15 protein-coding genes are annotated in these 16,642 nt (G+C 58.5%); 2 read left to right on the top strand and 13 right to left on the bottom strand.

Translation table 11 applies throughout. The features are described 5' to 3' along the window. Positions 1-35: 35 nt before the first annotated feature. Together AWB81_RS09080 and AWB81_RS09075 are read left to right on the top strand one after the other, a co-directional pair. Positions 36-2,138 carry a hypothetical protein gene (locus AWB81_RS09080; RefSeq protein WP_062634371.1) on the top strand — a complete coding sequence of 701 codons (2,103 nt, stop codon included), beginning with the start codon at positions 36-38 and terminating at the stop codon, positions 2,136-2,138. Positions 2,139-2,201: 63 nt separating this feature from the next. Then, complete coding sequence (locus AWB81_RS09075) at positions 2,202-3,176, top strand: hypothetical protein (protein WP_062634370.1); 975 nt, start codon at positions 2,202-2,204, stop codon at positions 3,174-3,176. A 118-nt stretch (positions 3,177-3,294) separates the two neighbouring features. Here AWB81_RS09075 and AWB81_RS09070 read toward each other — a convergent pair whose 3' ends face one another. The 13 genes from AWB81_RS09070 to AWB81_RS09010 all read right to left on the bottom strand — a co-directional run bounded on the left by AWB81_RS09070 (position 3,295) and on the right by AWB81_RS09010 (position 16,558). Beyond that, a complete protein-coding gene (locus tag AWB81_RS09070) occupies positions 3,295-3,669 on the bottom strand; it encodes a hypothetical protein (RefSeq protein WP_144444111.1) in 375 nt (124 codons plus the stop codon). An 8-nt stretch (positions 3,670-3,677) separates the two neighbouring features. Then, positions 3,678-3,902 carry a hypothetical protein gene (locus tag AWB81_RS09065; protein WP_062634368.1) on the bottom strand — a complete coding sequence of 75 codons (225 nt, stop codon included), beginning with the start codon at positions 3,900-3,902 and terminating at the stop codon, positions 3,678-3,680. A gap of 27 nt (positions 3,903-3,929) precedes the next feature. Next, positions 3,930-4,205, bottom strand: coding sequence for a hypothetical protein (locus tag AWB81_RS09060; protein WP_062634367.1), 276 nt, complete (start codon positions 4,203-4,205; stop codon positions 3,930-3,932). After that, positions 4,202-5,419 carry a DUF488 family protein, N3 subclade gene (locus AWB81_RS09055; protein WP_062634366.1) on the bottom strand — a complete coding sequence of 406 codons (1,218 nt, stop codon included), beginning with the start codon at positions 5,417-5,419 and terminating at the stop codon, positions 4,202-4,204. The genes AWB81_RS09060 and AWB81_RS09055 overlap by 4 nt, the downstream gene beginning before the upstream one ends. Before the next feature lie 93 nt (positions 5,420-5,512). Next, a complete protein-coding gene (locus tag AWB81_RS09050; RefSeq protein WP_062634364.1) occupies positions 5,513-6,037 on the bottom strand; it encodes a hypothetical protein in 525 nt (174 codons plus the stop codon). Between the two features lie 94 nt (positions 6,038-6,131). Next, the gene (locus AWB81_RS09045; protein ID WP_062634362.1) at positions 6,132-6,665 is read right to left on the bottom strand and encodes a hypothetical protein; all 534 of its coding nucleotides are present in this window, start codon (positions 6,663-6,665) and stop codon (positions 6,132-6,134) included. A 289-nt stretch (positions 6,666-6,954) separates the two neighbouring features. Then, the gene (locus AWB81_RS09040) at positions 6,955-7,713 is read right to left on the bottom strand and encodes a S80 family phage morphogenetic serine protease (RefSeq protein WP_062634360.1); all 759 of its coding nucleotides are present in this window, start codon (positions 7,711-7,713) and stop codon (positions 6,955-6,957) included. A 34-nt stretch (positions 7,714-7,747) separates the two neighbouring features. Further along, on the bottom strand, positions 7,748-8,473 hold the full coding sequence (locus AWB81_RS09035; RefSeq protein ID WP_144444110.1) for a hypothetical protein: 726 nt from the start codon (positions 8,471-8,473) through the stop codon (positions 7,748-7,750). A gap of 32 nt (positions 8,474-8,505) precedes the next feature. Then, complete coding sequence (locus AWB81_RS09030; RefSeq protein ID WP_062634356.1) at positions 8,506-9,939, bottom strand: hypothetical protein; 1,434 nt, start codon at positions 9,937-9,939, stop codon at positions 8,506-8,508. A gap of 15 nt (positions 9,940-9,954) precedes the next feature. Continuing rightward, positions 9,955-10,143: a hypothetical protein gene (locus AWB81_RS09025; RefSeq protein ID WP_062634354.1), complete on the bottom strand. Its 189-nt coding sequence runs from the start codon at positions 10,141-10,143 to the stop codon at positions 9,955-9,957. A gap of 76 nt (positions 10,144-10,219) precedes the next feature. Next, on the bottom strand, positions 10,220-12,814 hold the full coding sequence (locus AWB81_RS09020) for a hypothetical protein (protein ID WP_144444109.1): 2,595 nt from the start codon (positions 12,812-12,814) through the stop codon (positions 10,220-10,222). Between the two features lie 355 nt (positions 12,815-13,169). Beyond that, positions 13,170-14,963 (bottom strand): hypothetical protein, encoded by a 1,794-nt coding sequence (locus tag AWB81_RS09015; protein WP_062634350.1) that lies wholly within the window; start codon positions 14,961-14,963, stop codon positions 13,170-13,172. A gap of 5 nt (positions 14,964-14,968) precedes the next feature. Continuing rightward, on the bottom strand, positions 14,969-16,558 hold the full coding sequence (locus AWB81_RS09010) for a hypothetical protein (RefSeq protein ID WP_144444108.1): 1,590 nt from the start codon (positions 16,556-16,558) through the stop codon (positions 14,969-14,971). Between the last annotated feature and the right edge of the window lie 84 nt (positions 16,559-16,642).

Below are 16,642 nucleotides of genomic sequence, written 5' to 3'. Positions count from 1 at the left end.
TTCGAACCCATACCATTATTGACAGGAACTCAACCATGACAACGGCACAGATTGTCAATGGCGCTCCGATGACCATCATGCAGGGCACTCAGGATCTGAGTACCCAGCAGGTCACACCGACGCCGGAGCAGATCCCGCAGCACCTCCCGCTGATCCCGCTGTACACGCAGAAGGGCCCATTGACGACCGAGCTGGTGTCCGGGGCGGACCTGCAAACCATCTACGGCGCGGACTCTTTCGATCTGCGCAAGAAGTGGGCAAACCACGCAACCGTGCTCGCGAGCACGGTGAACGGACAAGGCAACGCCATCCAGGTGCGACGGATGCAACCGGCGGATGCGAATCCCCCGGCGTCGCTGCGTCTGTGGCTGGACGTGCTGGCGACGGACATCCAGCAATACGAACGCAACACCGATGGCTCGTTCAAGACGGACACGAACGGGGCGAAGGTCGCCGTAACCGGCAACGGCGCAACGATGCCCGGCTTCGTCGCAAAGTGGGTGCTCTCGGAAGTCAGCTACACCAACGGCGCAAGCGACTTCGGCACCGCGACCCAGATGGCAGGTGACCAAACGTCTGGCACGTCGACCACCTCGACCCGCTTCCCGATCCTCGACCTGCAAGTGTCGAGCTTCGGCGAGTACGGCAACAACTGTGGCCTGCGTCTCTGGGCACCGACCGTGAACTCCAGCACGCCGGCCAATCCGAACTTCATCGAAGACGACCTCGTCTACCCTTTCCGTGTCGCCTGCGTGCAGCGCAGTGCGTCCAACGCGACGGGCAAGGTTGCAGCGTCGATCGCTGGCTCGCAGTCCTTGGAAGTGACGTTCAAGCCGAACACGATCAACGTGGCGCTGGACAACCAGATCTCGATCCAGGACATCTTCATCTCGTCGTACCAGAGCCTGAACGACCCGAGCGGCGTGGCTGACATCTTCGGCACGTTCGGCAAGCTGCACGTCTACGACAGCAATGTCGCGGAGCTGGTCGGCGAGTTCTATGCCGCGGAAACTCCGGCGATCAACCAGTTCTCTGACTTCACCGGCGCTGACGGCGAAGAGTGGCTCTTCAACTTCGTGAGCGGCGTGTCCTCGCAGGGCGCTCCGTACTCGACGTTCCAGATCGACTCCGAAGGCACGGATGCAGCCTACCTGGGCGAATCGACGACCCTCTGGGCCGCTGGCGGTTCGGACGGCACGATGAACGACACCCTCTTCGCAGGCCTCGTGTCGGACTTCATGTCGATCTACTCGGATCTGACGAACCCGGTTCAGGACATGGTCTTGGCACCGGAATCGATCTTCTGGGACTCGGGCTACCCCCTGACCGCGAAGAAGGCGATCGCGCAGTTCATCTCGCAGCGCAAGGACACGTTCGTCGCCCTGTCGACGTTCTCGACCCTCTCGCCCCCGCTCACCGCGGAAGAAGAGTCGTCCATGGCGATCGCGCTGAAGGCGTACCTCCAGCAGTTCCCGGAATCGGATTACTTCGGCACGCCGACCATGCGCGGCATGATCGTACCAGGCTCGGGCACGCTCACGGGCAGCCAGTACACGAAGCCGCTTCCGCTCACGATCGAACTGGCCTCGAAGGCAGCGGGGTACATGGGCGCGAGCAACGGCAAGTGGAAGTCGGGCAACGCGTTCGATACGACGCCGGGTTCGGAAATCGACCTGTTCTCGGATCTGAACTGCGTGTTCTGGCCGGCGAAGGTCCGCAACGTCGACTGGACCAACGGCATGGTGGGTGTCGAGGCGTTTGAGCGTCGGAAGGCCTACTTCCCGGCGCTGAAGACGATCTACGACAACGACACGTCGGTGCTGAACTCGTTCTTCAACGCGATGGCGATTTGCCAGCTCGAGAAGATCGGTGACAAGGCTCGTCGTACGTTCTCCGGTGACACGAAGCGCACGAGCGCCCAGCTCATCAAGGACATCAACAAGTACGTGACGGACCGCGTGTCGGGCATCTTCGACAACCGCTTCACGATCGTCCCGACGACGACCATCACGGGCGCCGATGCGCAACGTGGCTACAGCTGGACGCTGGTGATCGCAATCTACGCGCCGAACCTAAGGACAGTCGGGACTTTGGCCATTCAGAGTTACCGCCTGGACGCCCTCTCGTCGAGCAACTAACCACCCATGCCATGACCGGTTCCGCGTGAGCGTGGGTCCGGCTGGCCTTCAGGAGAATGAAACATGGGTCGTATCGCAAACGCGATTCTGCAGAACACGACAGCGTTCGCGCAGGGTCACAACAACCCCATGGTGGACCTCCAGTATGGCGGTCAGATGGGCTTCACCCCGAACTACACGCAGTGGGTGAACAACCAGCAGTACATTCGTAAGAACCTGATCTGCTTGCTGATCGAAGCGCCGCTTGGCTTCCAGTATCTGCCCAACCCGGACGTTTGGGTCGGCACGCTGCGGGCGTTGGTTGAGCTGCACGCGATTCGCATCGAAGGTCTGAACGCACACCTCACGGTCGAAACGGCAGAAACGCCGGTCGGCGGTGGCGGGAACATGCAGCAGGACGTCGTGAACGTTACACGCGAACGTTCGCAGCCGCAGTTCACGTGGAACGAAAAGTACGGCATGCCCGTCTCGATGTTCCACCAAGGCTGGATCACGAACCTGCTGATGGACCCGGACACGAAGTTCGCGAACGTTGCGACGCTCGGTTCGGGCTCGACGTACGGTCCGCCGCCTGACATGCTGGCTGACATGTATTCGGCCACGATGATCTTCATCGAACCGGATCCGACGCACACCCGTGTCGTGAAGTCGTGGCTCGTGACGAACATGTTCCCCCTCTCGACGGGCGACATCGTTGGCTCGCGTGACATCACGGCGCAGGGCGACAAGCTCGACCTCAACATCACGTACGCGGGTATCGCCCAGTACGGACTGGGCGTCGACGCATTCGCGCAGCAGCTGCTCACGTCGATCAGCATCGCAAACGCGAACCCGTACACCGAGAACGCCTTCGCTCAGCAGATCGATCCGAACGTCGCAGCAACGACGACCGGCTACCAGAACGAAGTCGCGCAGATCGCGGTCAACCAGGTCAGCCCGACCTCGGCGATCGGCACCGGCATCAGCATCTCGGCGGATATGGTGATCTCGGCTCAGGACTCGGTCTCGGCCGTTCCGAGCGACACGATCCTCGCCTAAGGTCATTTTGGCTGTTTCCAGCCAAAAAAATAAGGACCGTCATAAGGCCCAAGCCCCCGCAAGGAGGCTTGGGCTTTTATGCCGTTAGTTCGGCGGCGTAGGGGTTGGCCGGGCGGGGCTAAGGCGTCAGCATCGCAACGACATGTCTCACGATCCAGATAACCTCGTCGTCGGACTGGTGGGGCTTCAGGATGCCTCCAGCTTGACCGCCATCCGATCCCTCGACGATGTACGCGTATTGAACGCCTCCGAAGGGCAAGCACTTCAGTCGCAAATCGACATCGAGCTTGTCGTCTTTTCGCACCCATTGCATCGCGAGCGATCCATCCACGTTCGGACTGATTTCACCGCTCATCATGACAGCGGGCAGGCGTGACAGTAGACCTTGTGCGCGCTGGAGAGCTGATTGGTTGACAGTCATCCCGCGCTGCGTGTCCAACTTCAAGAGCAGGGCGGTTTGTCCGGGCAACGTCGGAACGATTTGTCCTTCCACGCGTATGGTCATTCGGATTTGCTCACTTGGGGAACGCAAATGAAATTTACATGAGGGGTCTTGGCCCCGCGTGCAAACTCTCTATAGACCATCGCCCGTGCCGCTTCGCCGGCTTTCTTGCACGCAGACTCGTCAGCAAACGTCGCGGTCGTGTAGTTGGCGGCCGCCCCGCCGGTAGGTCCGCCTTGCGTAAACTGCCAGACGACCGAGAGGATGAGAATGAAACCGTTCATGTGCGCTCCTTAAAAAAGTCAGCGTGCTCAAGTGGCGTCGGGACGTGACTCATCGTGCTTCACCGCGCGTTGTTCACGAATGATTCGCAGCATACCGCGAATGTACGCCATGCCGATGTAGATTGACCAGACCGGCCACAGGATCGCCAAGACAAGCGAGGAAATGGTGAACACCAGGTCGCTCCCGGCCGTGCGCCGAATGATGCGAACGACTTCGGGATTGCACCGGAGCCAGAAAAGCCCGACTAAGAAATAGAAGGGAAGAAAGAGGGCGAAGCCTGCGAAGATTGCCAGCGTATTCATGCTTCTGCTTTTACGTGTGGAGGGATCGAGGAGATGAGCTCGCCCGCGCACTTCACCTCGAACTGGGCGTCCTTGAGATAGTCGCTGAGCAAGTCTCGGAAGAGATGGCGATGGCAGAAGACCCCGGCCTTGCAATAGCACGCGAGGGCGATCCTTTCCGGCAGGGTTTTGACGCGTTCCCATTCCTTGGATTGTTCCCGTCGCGAGTGACGCATCCGTGCGAGGTAACGTTTGGTGTATTGCTCCTCACTGAGCACGCCGCGCTTGTACGCCATGACGTCGTCGAAGAGTGGGGCAAACGCGGAAATGCCCGAGCGAGCGGTACAGTCGATGAGATGAATGCCGAGTTCTCGTGCTAATCGCCACTTGGACAGCTGTATTGTCCAGATCGTCATCTTGCGGTGCATCGATGAATCCTGTTGTTCTGCCCCCTGGTACAGGCCGGCCTTGATACGGTTGGTAATTGTGGTCTTGTGCACTCCGAGTGCCTCCGCCGCTTCGGCTAAGGTCCGGTATGTTGTACCGTCGATTAGAACGCTTTTTGATCGATATGCGTTACCGCGTCGCATGTTCAGCCTCTTCGCGTCCGTGTCTTTTCGACCGCGTGCAACAAGACTGAGTTTCGCGCGATGTTCCGCGCTTAGAAGCTTACCGCGATGGCCTACGCTGATTTTCAGCCGTTCTAGCGGATCGTCGAATCGAGCCTTGCCGCTTATAGAGAGCTTGGCTTTCGTTGCTGCAGACAAAGGAATGCCTTTGAAGCATTCCCGCAGGCGTTCCTTCTGCTCCGCGCTCATCTTTCTGTTGAGGCGAAGAAGTCCTTGGCGCGACTTCTCAATATGTTCAGCAGATAGTTTTCGCCCAGTCAGTGCCTTGCGCATTCGTTCGATTGAAGCAGGGGACTGCCACACGTTGCAGTAAGCCGCGTCTTTCGAAATGTTCAAGAAGGATGGTGAGCCGTAAAACTCGTCAATGATCGATTGCTCGAGCGCGAGGGCGGTATCCCGATCGGGTACTTCCATTGACACAAATTCGAAGTTTGGTTTCCTGGCGTAGCATCTTTGAAATTTGTAGTTGCTGTGTCGAGCGCCTCTCAACGCAGAAAGGTGTTTGCGTTGGCGGTACTTTTCGTCTTTTGTACTCCCTACGTTGACATCGCCTGTCTCAGGGTTGTGGAAGATGTAGACGTATGCCTTGTCTTGCTGTTCAGTCATGCCGTCTTCGCAGTAACAAAAGAAGGGGAAATAAAAAACCCCCGCCCGAAGGCAGGGGTTTTCTCGTCTTCGAAACGATACCGCTGAGAGTGCTTAGCTGCCGAACACCTTCGCAGCGTCGATCGCGAGCTGCTCCTTGACCTTCATGAGTTCGCCGCGGCTCTTCGTGCCGTAGGTGCGATAGCCAACGCGCAGCGAGCCGTGAACCGTCTTCGTGCCGACCGTGCCGTCTGCCGTGCGGTCCGGAACTTGGCGCGTCTTGTCGTACGTGAAGTCGAAGCCGTCCTTGCCGATCGTCGGCAGGTCGAGCGTGGTGCGCTCGATTTCCTTGTTGCTCTTCAGCACGTGCTCGGAGAGCTGGCCGAACGCGAGGCCCGCGGCGGCCGCGACCATCGTGTTGTGATCCTGCACGCCCTTGATGATCGGTACCACGTCGGCCTCGATGCCCGGGTACTTCGCCTTGATGTCTTCCGGCACCGCGCGACCGAGGTTGTCGACGTACCAGTTTTCCGTCACGGTACCGACGCCGGTCTTCGGGTCGAGCTTCATTTCCTTCTTGATCTCGGCGGACAGTTCCGTCGTGGTCGGCTTGAACTTGATGTCGGTGGTCGTGGTCATGATTACAGATTCCTTATTTTACGTTTGTGATAATGCTTATGGCCCCGGGTATCGGGGCGATGGTTTTAGGAGGCGAATTACAGGCGGCGAGCCATTACGACTTGTGAAAGTCCCTCCGCGTGCCGGCGCCGTTTGAATTCGGGTTGTAACGATTGGAGTACGGCCGCGCGCCTTCCCGAGGCGGGCGTTCGCTCCGATAGGGTCTGTTGCTGTTGTCGCGCTGGAAATACTCCGAACTGCGGATCTGTTGCGTGGATGGCACAACCACTTCAGAGGGAGAGCTGGTAATGATCCGAATCTTCTTCAGCCCTGGCGAGGAGATGAGGCGGCCCTTGACGGTAGCAGCGCCTTGCTCGAACGCCTTCTGCACGGAACTCTTGCCAAGCAAAACCGTGTACTTGCCTTCCTGCTTGAAGAAGGCGATTTCCCCGTATTGCAGCTCCGGTGCAGCAGGCGCGTAGCATACACCGAAATTCTGGGAGTCGGCACCTGTCGGATCGATCGGATTCAGATCTTCGGGTTTGACTTCAATTACGGGAGCCTGACGCATCAGGCCAATGAGCGTTTTCACGAGATACTCTTCGCCTTTGAATTGCAGGCGAATCTCATCGCGGTTTTCCATGTTCATAGAGCTAATTGATTTCCGGTTTGGTTCTAGCCATAACAAGGGGTTACCGACGTAAAAATTCCCCAGATTCCTTTAGAACTCTGGGGTTCCAGGTTCAAGTTAGTGATATGTGTTTGTTTTCGGTTTCAATCAGGTAAGCAGACGGCATAAGCGCCAGCAGGTCACCCCTGCTGGCGTATGTACGTCGACTATTCCTTCCAGTTGTTGCCGCAGTTCATGCAGCACCACCAGCCGCCCTCATGCTCCGCGAGCATGAAACTTCCGCATCAGGGACACATCGGTTAGTTCCTTACCAGTTCAGGTAGGCGGGCTTGTTACCGTTGTCCGACGCCCATCCGCAAGCTTGGAACAGCTCTTGAACGTTGAGGCGAACCGATTCTTGAGCGATACCTTGTGCGGACGCCCGCTGCGCACCTTCCAGATGGCGACGCGAGAACATCGATTCGGCGATCTCCTCGAGCGCCGGCGACTTGAACTTGTTGGCGATCGCAATGCCCGGCTCGTTCACGTAGTCCCACGTCACGATATTCTTGAGCACGCGGTGCGTCGTGCGACCGACCTGATCGTCGCGCGTGAAGGCACGGATCGAGAAGCAGACGTTCTCGTTCTTGTTCTCGAGCGAGCGACGCAGCGCGTCACCCTTCGGACCACTCGGGCAAACTTTACCGACGATCGCGATGCACTTGCGGCCTTGCGGATCGCGGATGCGGTCGAAGTCCAGCGTGATCTCCCTGATGTGGTGGGACACGTCGCCTTCGTAGATCGACAGGATGCGCTGAGCGTACGAGTCGTAGCTCTGGCCCGGCACCATCTTGGGATGCCCGTATTCGCCGCGCAACGCGCCGTTGGCTACGCGTCGCATCAGCTGGCTGGAGCTGGTGAAGAGTTCCTTAGCGGGCTCGTACGGATAGAACTGGTCGGCGGAGTTATACACATCCAGCCCACCCAGCACCACCTCGTAGTAGCCGTCTTCGTCCGGTCGCAGATCGCCAGCCTTGTTCGTGCCGTTGAGCGCCGTGAAACCGAAGCGGATGTAGTTGTTACCCATGATGCGGTTCTCGTTCTAAGAAAAGGGTTGCCGCTCAACTTGTCAGTAGCTGGTCCAGTCGCTCGACGCGCTCAGAGGGGGAGACCAGAGCACTGACGACACCGCGACTGAAGTAGCTGCCCGCGAGCTTGCTGAGGGTGTTGCTCGCTGCGTACTCGACTGAGCGCAGCGGAATGAAGACCGGCTTGTTGGTTTCGAGCTCCCGCATGTCGTTGACCGTCGTGCGGTAGTACTCATGGCGGTTCTTTGGATTGCGCGCGATGATCGAGACAAGCAACTCAGTGACTTCGTGGTTGCCGCCCACGTTTGCCCCGGCGTGGTAGCGCGCCGTGTCGAAGATCCGGGCCATCTCGTTGTAGCCTAGGTACCAAGGCGTATGGCCGCCTTCGATAATCTCCTTGTAGACTTTGTACACAAGCGTGTCGGTCTTCACGAGATCAAGGGTCGGTGTAATCACCGCGCCCTTCTCGAATTCGAACTCGAAGTATTCGTCCTCGTCGATCATGATCTTCATCATCGAGGTGGGTTCGATCCGGATGAGTGCGTTCACCAACGACACCGCGTAATAGCTGTCTTCGACAGTCATTGCATAGATGCCGTAGATGTACGTCTCGATCCCGATCGAGGCCAGTCCTCGCTCAGCGAACCGGGTTGGAATGTAGATCTTCACCGGTTCCTTGGCGATGAGCTGACCTTCTTCCGTTTCCCGGAGAGCGCTTTTGACCCGTTCAGGGTCTCTGATAAGAGTTTTCGGATCCATCACGTCCTCACAAGAAACAGAAAGATGCGCGCTTAGCCGACTACCTTAAGTTGCGTGCCGACCCAGTAAGCGATGTAGTTCAGGACACTGGCTGCTGCCGCTTCACGCACGGAGATGTCCGGGTTCTCGCACTTTGCTTGCTCGATGCCGACGAGGATGCGTTCAGCGTCCGTCTTGAAGAAGCGAGCACGGCACACGAGGATCAGGCATGCACTGTAGAGATCGTTCAGGTCGCTCTCGCGCAGCTTGGCGAGGCATTCCTTGAACAGACGCAGCACGGTTTCGCGGTTGTTCGCGGTCGCTTCTTCGCCATCGGTCACTTCCGCGAGTTGTGCACGGAAATGCAGATCGAGCAGATCCTTGGTGATGTTGAAGCGCTTGTTCGATTCCGCGGTGCGGGTGATCGACGCATGCGTGTTCCAGCGCTTGGCGAGCTGTTCGCGCTGAGCCATGATTGCTTCGATCGAGGTCGCAAACGGAATCCCGAGCGCGTTCGCGAAGAGCATCTCGTTCGTGCCGCCTTCTTCGAGGAAGCGTCGATAGACCGGTTCGTACACCACCGTCTTCGTACCGACCACGTCGCGCACCAGCTGACCCGACTTGCTCGCGCGCTCGATCTTGTCCAGCGCACGGCAGAGTGCAGCGCCGGCCTGATTGCGGAAATCGACGATCGTGCCTTGATAGCTCGAGAGCGACATTGCAGTGCCTTCGAGCGGCTTGCCATCGCTCAGCTTGCGCGCGATCAGGAAGACGGCCAGTGCCACGTCCGTGCCCTGTGCGCGGTCGGTGACCCATTCCCCGAACGAACGCACGCGGTCGCCGTCACGCGGGAAGGTTTGCTGGAAGAGGCTCGCCCAGACATAACGGAAAAAGTCATCTCCCTTTTCCGCCATCCATTCAGCGATGTCGGCGTCCAGTCCACCACCGCCCGAGAGCATCAGTTCACGGATCTCATCCATCGACAGATCCGGCAGGCGCAGCGTGAGCGAGGGGCTGTCGAAGGACAGACCGTCGAATTTGCGCACGGCGCTCTGCAGGGCGCCATTGTCGAGCGGCTTCGGCTCGCGCAGCACTTCGACTTCCATGCCCAGCAGCGACGACTGATTGACCTCCGCCAGCGATGCTTTCACGCGGGCGTACAGATCGTTGATCGCCGGTGCCACGATGGTACGGGCGAAGGCGATGTGACCTTTCACCGCAGCGATCGCAGTTTCGGCGATCGAGTCGAGAACAGCATCGTGCTCGGAGCACTGCATCATCGGGTCGGTCGTGTTGGCCATCGTGCAGATGCTGCCGATGAGCGCACGGGGGTCGCCGTTGGCAGCGATGAAAAGGGCCGAGTCCGAGCGGGTCGAGGAGCACAGCGCGTCAAGCGGCGTACCCGAAACCGGATACAGCGCGAGACCGCGCGCGTCCAGTCGCTCAGTCAACGGCAGCGAAGCCATCAGGACTTTCTCGTTCAACATGGTCTTCGCGTCCTTTTACAGGTAGGGTTGCACCGCAGCCTGAAACTTGGCCTGGGCGATTTGGTTGATCACATCCGTTGTGAGCGGCGCGCCCCCGAAGGTGTCTGCGGCGTCGTTGCCGAGGACGCCCTGAACGATGGTGCGCACGAGAGTCGTGGCATTCGCGAGCGTCACGAGCGTCTTTTCAGATTCTCTGGATTTCATGAAAATTCCTATCAGCAGGACTGAATAAATCTTGAACAAACAGCAGACCCGAAGGTCCGCCGTTTGTCCGTGGGGTCTACGACCGGTAGAGTTCTACGGCCTTCTGGCCGATCACATCGAGCAAGGTCGTGGTAGTAGCGATGAGTTCCGGGGACGACACGATCCGGTCTGCAACGGATTTCGCGCCAAAGATCGCATCGACCTTCAGTCCGGACTCCGTTCTCAGCTCACGCTCCATCACCTGACCAAACACCGTTTTCAACTGGTTGCCGAACACGCCCTTGTCACCCACGCCAGCCGGCACGTCCGCAGTGAGGTAGATTTGAATCGCTGCGGTGTCCAACTGAAGCGGTGTGCCTTCGACGCGGAAGCTTTCGTCGACGCTGCCGGTGTAGCCTTTCTTACCCACGGAGCGCGAACGCTTGATCATGGCCGCATCGGATGTGGCCGCGAGCTTCTGGAGTGAAGGCGACATGTCCTCCAGCTCCCCGTGGTAGAAGACCTCAATACGCTCAACGACACCCGCGGATTTCGCCTTGGGCGTTTGTTCGCTGAGCACACGCAGCGTGTCAAGAGACTCCTCGTCGAACAGACGGTTGCCCGCTGTCACGGCGTCCTCGATGACGCATAAAATATCCTCGGAGCCCAGAACGCTGCCCGGTTTTACGAGCTTGTGGATCTCTTGGTCGAAGTTGACGACGACGGTCCGCACCTTGGTCAACTGCGTGGTCAGCAGTTCCGAGACCTCTCTCGAGATCGCCGAGGAGTCCTCGAGCGTCACCATCGCCTCCATGAACACAGTCTTCACCGTGATCCCGGCTTTCCAGACAACACTGTCAGGATTCAGCACGTCCGGCTCGAAGAAGCCGTCGTTGTAGGAGAGGAGAGTGCCTGGCTTGAACGTCTGCCCGGCCTTCATGTTCGTGTTGACCTGGTGCGGAACCACGAGACCGGCGGCGTTGCCGTAACGGCGTCCGAGCTCGATGCCTTGAATCTCACCGTCTTCGTACTGCACCTGCATGCCGTGCTCATTGACGGATAGCACCTTGCCGCTCTTCTTCGCAGTCACTGCAAACAAGTCACCTGCACGATGAGCAATAACGCCCTCGTAACCCGTGCGAAGCGCTGCCTGCTTGTAGCCGCGACAGGCGATGCCGTGACTCTGCTGGATGCCGATGAAGTTCACCCGTTTCGGATCGTCGCGATCAGCCGCCGGTGACAACAGCGCCGACGTCGAAAGCAGAGCCGTTGCGCCCGACTTCTTCACGTCATAGGGACGCGAGACGCCACGCAGCGAGGTGAACTGCGGATCCGCGCTGGTGTAGGTGTTGATTGCGACGTCCGAAGAGTCGACGGTCGATTCCGAGATCGTGCCCATGTCGTTCTGATGGTAGGCACGGGTCGACTTCGTCATGCTGCGCGAACCTCGACCACCAACACCCGAGTACGTCACCGCTTCCATTTCTTTCAGGTTCTGGATCGGATTGATTTCCGACACCTGGATCTTTGCCGGATCCTGGGTGATGTTCTTCCAGACCTGGAACGGGTGCAGGTCAATCGGCAAACGCGATTTGCCCGCACGACCGTTGTGCACACGAATGGAACGCACGATTTCCGAGTAGACAGCACCCGCCATCCGCTCGTAGCCCTTGATCCGCATGTAGCGCGAATCGAGTTCGTCCGGGTGATGGTCAGTGAGCAGCATCTCGCAGGCCTTGAGTAGCAGGCTCTGATAGTCCGTGGGCTCCTTCATGTCGACGAGCAGCTCGCGCGTGATCGGGTCAACGAAAAGCTGATACTGAAGATCGATCTCGCGCAGATAGCGCGTCGATGCGCCAGCCGACTCCAACAGGTTCAGGTACACGCCGCGCCGGTCGAACTCGTGAACGTTGTATGTCCGCAGGCTGCGGTGATACTCGTTGAAGCCCGCGAGCACCATCGAGGCGAACGTCCTGTCACGCGGGAACGCGAGTGTCTCGTCCGAAAAGACCAGGCTGTATTCGTTCGGCTGCAGATTGACGCGCTGCCCTGCCGGTACGCGGCGAGGTTCGACCTTGAGCAGCTTCATCAGACGCTCGAGACCCATTTCGTAACCGAGCACCACACCCAGCGGGATCGTGCGTCCCAACACTTTCACTTCGGCGAAGTCGACAGGCGCCTTGGCAGGCTCAAGCTGCAACATCTCTTCGATGCTCGGCAGCACGAGCGGCAGATGACGCTGACCAAACGTGGCATGGTAGAGCGCACCTTTCGCGTCCATCAGAAGGAAGGACTTCGGATCCTTCATCGACTTGCCACAAATGACAATCCCGTCACGCTCGTAGACCTTCAGCATCTCCTCGCCATACAACGCCGCACGCTTGCTGTGATCGAAGTTCCACTCGAACCCCGCCAGCGTGAATCCACGGAACGACATCGCCAAGATGCTGTAGAGCCGAGGACACGGGAAGAAATTGTCGAACACATCCGCCATGTGCATGTTCCCGAGCAAGCTGCTGCCTTTCTCGAGCCCGATCGCGCGGATCGAGTTACACAACCAGGTCCCGTAGTCGTTCACGCGCTTCGGCGACCGAGAGACAAACACTTTGCCGTAGTAGCTCGTGAGCGCCACGATGTCCGGACCGATCTTTCGGATGGGAAGCACCCCATCCAAGGTGGACCATATCTTCACCCGCCTCGATTCGAGGGTAGGGTGCCTATCTTTTCGGATGTCTTGCGACGTCCTACTCTACTCGCTTGAATCACCGAGAGGTGACCACCTGGCTTTATACAGGTGTCGTTAGACGCCTTGCGTCGTAGCTTTCGATGGCCTCTGAGCACACTCCATATACCGTGGGTACTTAGGAGCTTCGCTGCGTCGGTTGCGCCACCCAACAACATTTTCACCATTCCTGTTTGGATGATTACCCTACAGGTGCTACGCTGCGTTTCCGCGCGTAGGTGGTAGTTGTTGGGTCTAGGCGGGTTCCCGCAATTAGATAGGTTTTCTTGTGCCGTATTTCTACGACACGGGGACCATACATGTTTTAATCCCCTCGCTGCTTTCGCACGCGATACTTCACACCGTTGCTGGTGAACGTACCGTCTTCAGCTACTGTTGGCAGCCGGAATCGGAACGTCGATTGTGTCCCATCGACCGGTGTCACGCGCACGGTGTAGATCTTGTATTCGCCCATGACATCATCGACGTCTTCGACCTCGTAGCCGGTGACGCAGAGGCCGGCCTGCTGAAGGTTGAGCACCATGCTGGCGACATCCTTCTGCATGACCTTCTTGATGTAATGTGAGTCGAACACCATGAGCGACGATTTGAGCATCGTCTTGTCCGGCACCGTTGCGACATCGGGTAGGGCTGGCGATTCCGGAATGTGTACGTCTTCTTTCGCAACCTGCGAAAAGTCACCCAGCGTCGACTTGCCGTCCGGTGCAACGATCTTCTTGTACGCCTGCGAGAGCGCTTGATAGCGACGGTGTTCGCCGGCACTCAGCATTCCCTGCTCGGCGAGCCGATCACAGATCTTCATCACGGCGCCTTCGGGACTGAGTGTGACCGGCGCTTCGATCACCGCTTCCGTGCGTGTCTCTTCCTCCGGATCGCTCAGATTCGCGATGTGCTCGAGCTGGTCCAGATCCGCGTCGATCTGCTTCTCCAACTCCATATCGCGATGGATGTCAGTGCCGCGCTCATCCGGTGCATCGTCTTCATGCTTGAGCGCTGCGACCACGCGCATGGTTTTGGTTCGGTCACCGTCTTCATCATCGAGATCCGCATCCAGCTGCTTCGGCACCTGGAAGTAGGTTGGTACCTCGCTCGGCTGCTGAACCGTCTTGGTGATCTCGCCCGTGGTCGGATTGACCGAATCCACGACGTTGGTCGGTTCCTGGGGGGTTTCGCCCGTGGCCGGCACCGCGCTATCGCTCTCAGCCATGACTTCAGGTGCTGCGGCAGTGCGGACTTCCATCAGGGACATGAGCATACGCAGGAAGAAACGCTGCATGCGAGCAGGCGGGTACCCGTGCTGATTCGCGTCCGGATTGGCCTCCAGCTCAGACGGCGTAGCAATCCGCCAGCCGTTGAGCGTGGCGAGGTTCACCACGAACCAACGGCCGCTTTCCTCGAACAGAAGGTTGACACGACCGATGTTCGCATCGTTCACGTGAGAGAGCATCGACGACTTGCGGTTCTCGCCGAGCCACTTCCAGATCTCAAGGATCATCAGCGCTTCGTGCGAATTGAAACGTTTGATGAGTCGCTGGTTGATGCCGCTCATCTCGCCGACCTTCAGATCAGCCAGACACGGCAGGATCTTGGGCAAGGTGATCGGAATGAACTGATGCCGATTGGAGCGCGAAGCAATGTCGCCCACCTGGCTCCAGAGCGTCTCCGCGATGTTGTGCCACTGATAGAAGTTGGCGAACAACGATCGCGGGTAGCGGTACATCCGCCACAGGAACGCATAGTTCATCACGGCCAGCGTGTTGTCGTCCCGCGTGCCCGTCTCGAAGTTCACGATCTTCTTGTACCGCCGATGCTTCTGGAACCACTGCGAAGAGAGCAATGGGGTCGAAGTCCGGACGAGGCGCGGGTTGCCCTGATTCGCGCTTTGCTGAAAGACGTGCGAGACGACGATCGGCTTCGTGATGCCACGAAACTCGATCTGGTTTGAGTCGGGACCGCTGTCGAGCGGACCGCCGCCCATGAAGTGGAACAGGCTGCGCTTGGGCAGCGCCAGTTGATCCATGCCCGGAAGGGGCGGTTGAATCAGCTGTGCGGTGCGGCGCACGCCGTATCGTCGATAGAAGTATTCGTACAGGAACATCTTGTTTAATCCCCGGTCAGGTTGTGCAGCACCAGGTTCACTGTGGAGACTGCTACGCTTGCAAGCGCTCGGCCGTCGGTGCCCACATAGGCGCGACGACTGGCGAGAAACTCATCAACTTCTTGAATGCTTTCGTCGGTGTAGGTGACGTTGCCCGAGGACGTATCGCCGTCGAAGTCAGCGCCCATCAGGCCCAGCTTGGAGCTGTGCGGCACCAGTGAGTTGATGAATGCGCCACCGTCGACAGGAAACTCGTAGGCCACGTAGTCGTCGCCCAGCGGATTCCAGTCCGGACCCAGTTCCTTGCGTCGTTCGGAAAGCACCGTCGTGCGAACGTGCGCCTTGCTTGGCACGATCGAGCCGATACCCGTAATCGGGTAACGCGTGACAAAAAGGGGCAGGCGGTCCATCTCACGATAGGTCGAGAGGTAGAGCAGCTGACAAAACGTGATCGGCGAGACGTCTTTCTTGTCGCGACCCTCGGGTAGCTCGTCGATGCTGTTCATGAAGCGAAACGTCATGTCCGGGCCCCGGTAGATGAGGCCCAGATACTTGCCGTCGATCTCGATGGGTTTGTGGCGCAGATCCTCTTCACCGAACGCCGTCAGAATTTTCTCGATCCCTTCACTCGTCATCCAGCGGTCGAAGTAGTCCACCTTCAACTGCGTCGGCTCCGCCTGTAGAGTTTTCTTGTTGACGAGCTTCGCAGCCATCCCAGCACCCGGAAAGACCTTTTGGAGAAAGCCATTGCGGATGTGATAGACAGCCACCGGTCGAGCGGCCTTCAGCATCTGATACAGGCCGATCACGGTGTTGTTGAAACCGACGTTGCCGGGCGCGCCGAGATACGCCGCCGAGGTGTCCATCGCCGTGATCACGTTTCGCGTACCGTCAAAGACACGCCGGCTCGCCCACTTGCCCATCAGAAGCTTGCGCTTGCCTTCTACCATGCTCTCGAGCAAGTCATAGAGCTTGTTGAAGGTCATCTGCAGGCTGTAGCGAACCGTATTGATGATCTCGGGGTTCGTGCGCAGCGCCGAGTCGGTTACGCTATTCGATTTGGCGATCAGCTCCCGGTAGATCGTGTTGATCTCGTCCTCACGCACCCGACCATCTGGACCAATCTCCAGATCGCGCATGCCAGCGGGCATCACTACGATCCTCGACGTCAGTCCCTTTTCCTTGAACTTCTCGATGAGCAGGATGTTCTGCTCGCGCGTGTCACTCTTCGTTTTCTCGAAGGCGATGTTCTTCCAGTTGGACACGAAGAACTGAAAGCCCGTCTTGCCGTTGACTGGATCGCTGCGTTCAAAGTCGCGGATCTCCGGATTCCACACGGCGTATTCGGCACCCGAGATGATGTCGCCGTACAAGCGCTTCAGGCTGACGAGCGCGCGGAAGATCACTGGATGAAAGATCGGCACGCGAATGTCGATGAAAGAAAAGCGTTGCGAACGCTTCTCGTCGCCGACTTTGCCGAAGATGCTCACGGAGAACAGGCCGTCTTCCGCAAAGTTGTTGCTATTGCCGTCGAAGAAGGCGAGTGAGGTCACGGGCTTCAGCCCTTGCAACTTGGCTGGCGTGAGTTCGAGCAAGCTCAGATTGAAAGGAATCGCAGAACGCTGTGGCATTTAGTGTTCCTACTTAAAAACGGGAAATCTATGAGGGGTCGCGATGTT

The sequence above is a fragment of the Caballeronia arationis genome, assembly GCF_001544975.2.
GTDB classification, from domain to species: Bacteria; Pseudomonadota; Gammaproteobacteria; order Burkholderiales; family Burkholderiaceae; genus Caballeronia; species Caballeronia arationis.
Note: the sequence above shows the minus strand (reverse complement) of the source record. Positions and strands in the feature narration are given on the sequence as shown.

What these genes read in the sequence shown, in the direction of transcription:
- AWB81_RS09060 (WP_062634367.1), bottom strand. Translation starts at nt 4,205, where the DNA reads ATGAATACGCTGGCAATCTTCGCAGGCTTCGCCCTCTTTCTTCCCTTC.
- AWB81_RS09045 (WP_062634362.1), bottom strand. Translation starts at nt 6,665, where the DNA reads ATGAACATGGAAAACCGCGATGAGATTCGCCTGCAATTCAAAGGCGAA.
- AWB81_RS09015 (WP_062634350.1), bottom strand. Translation starts at nt 14,963, where the DNA reads ATGTTCCTGTACGAATACTTCTATCGACGATACGGCGTGCGCCGCACC.
- AWB81_RS09040 (WP_062634360.1), bottom strand. Translation starts at nt 7,713, where the DNA reads ATGGGTAACAACTACATCCGCTTCGGTTTCACGGCGCTCAACGGCACG.
- AWB81_RS09065 (WP_062634368.1), bottom strand. Translation starts at nt 3,902, where the DNA reads ATGAACGGTTTCATTCTCATCCTCTCGGTCGTCTGGCAGTTTACGCAA.
- AWB81_RS09030 (WP_062634356.1), bottom strand. Translation starts at nt 9,939, where the DNA reads ATGTTGAACGAGAAAGTCCTGATGGCTTCGCTGCCGTTGACTGAGCGA.
- AWB81_RS09035 (WP_144444110.1), bottom strand. Translation starts at nt 8,473, where the DNA reads ATGGATCCGAAAACTCTTATCAGAGACCCTGAACGGGTCAAAAGCGCT.
- AWB81_RS09055 (WP_062634366.1), bottom strand. Translation starts at nt 5,419, where the DNA reads ATGACTGAACAGCAAGACAAGGCATACGTCTACATCTTCCACAACCCT.
- AWB81_RS09050 (WP_062634364.1), bottom strand. Translation starts at nt 6,037, where the DNA reads ATGACCACGACCACCGACATCAAGTTCAAGCCGACCACGACGGAACTG.
- AWB81_RS09025 (WP_062634354.1), bottom strand. Translation starts at nt 10,143, where the DNA reads ATGAAATCCAGAGAATCTGAAAAGACGCTCGTGACGCTCGCGAATGCC.
- AWB81_RS09080 (WP_062634371.1), top strand. Translation starts at nt 36, where the DNA reads ATGACAACGGCACAGATTGTCAATGGCGCTCCGATGACCATCATGCAG.
- AWB81_RS09075 (WP_062634370.1), top strand. Translation starts at nt 2,202, where the DNA reads ATGGGTCGTATCGCAAACGCGATTCTGCAGAACACGACAGCGTTCGCG.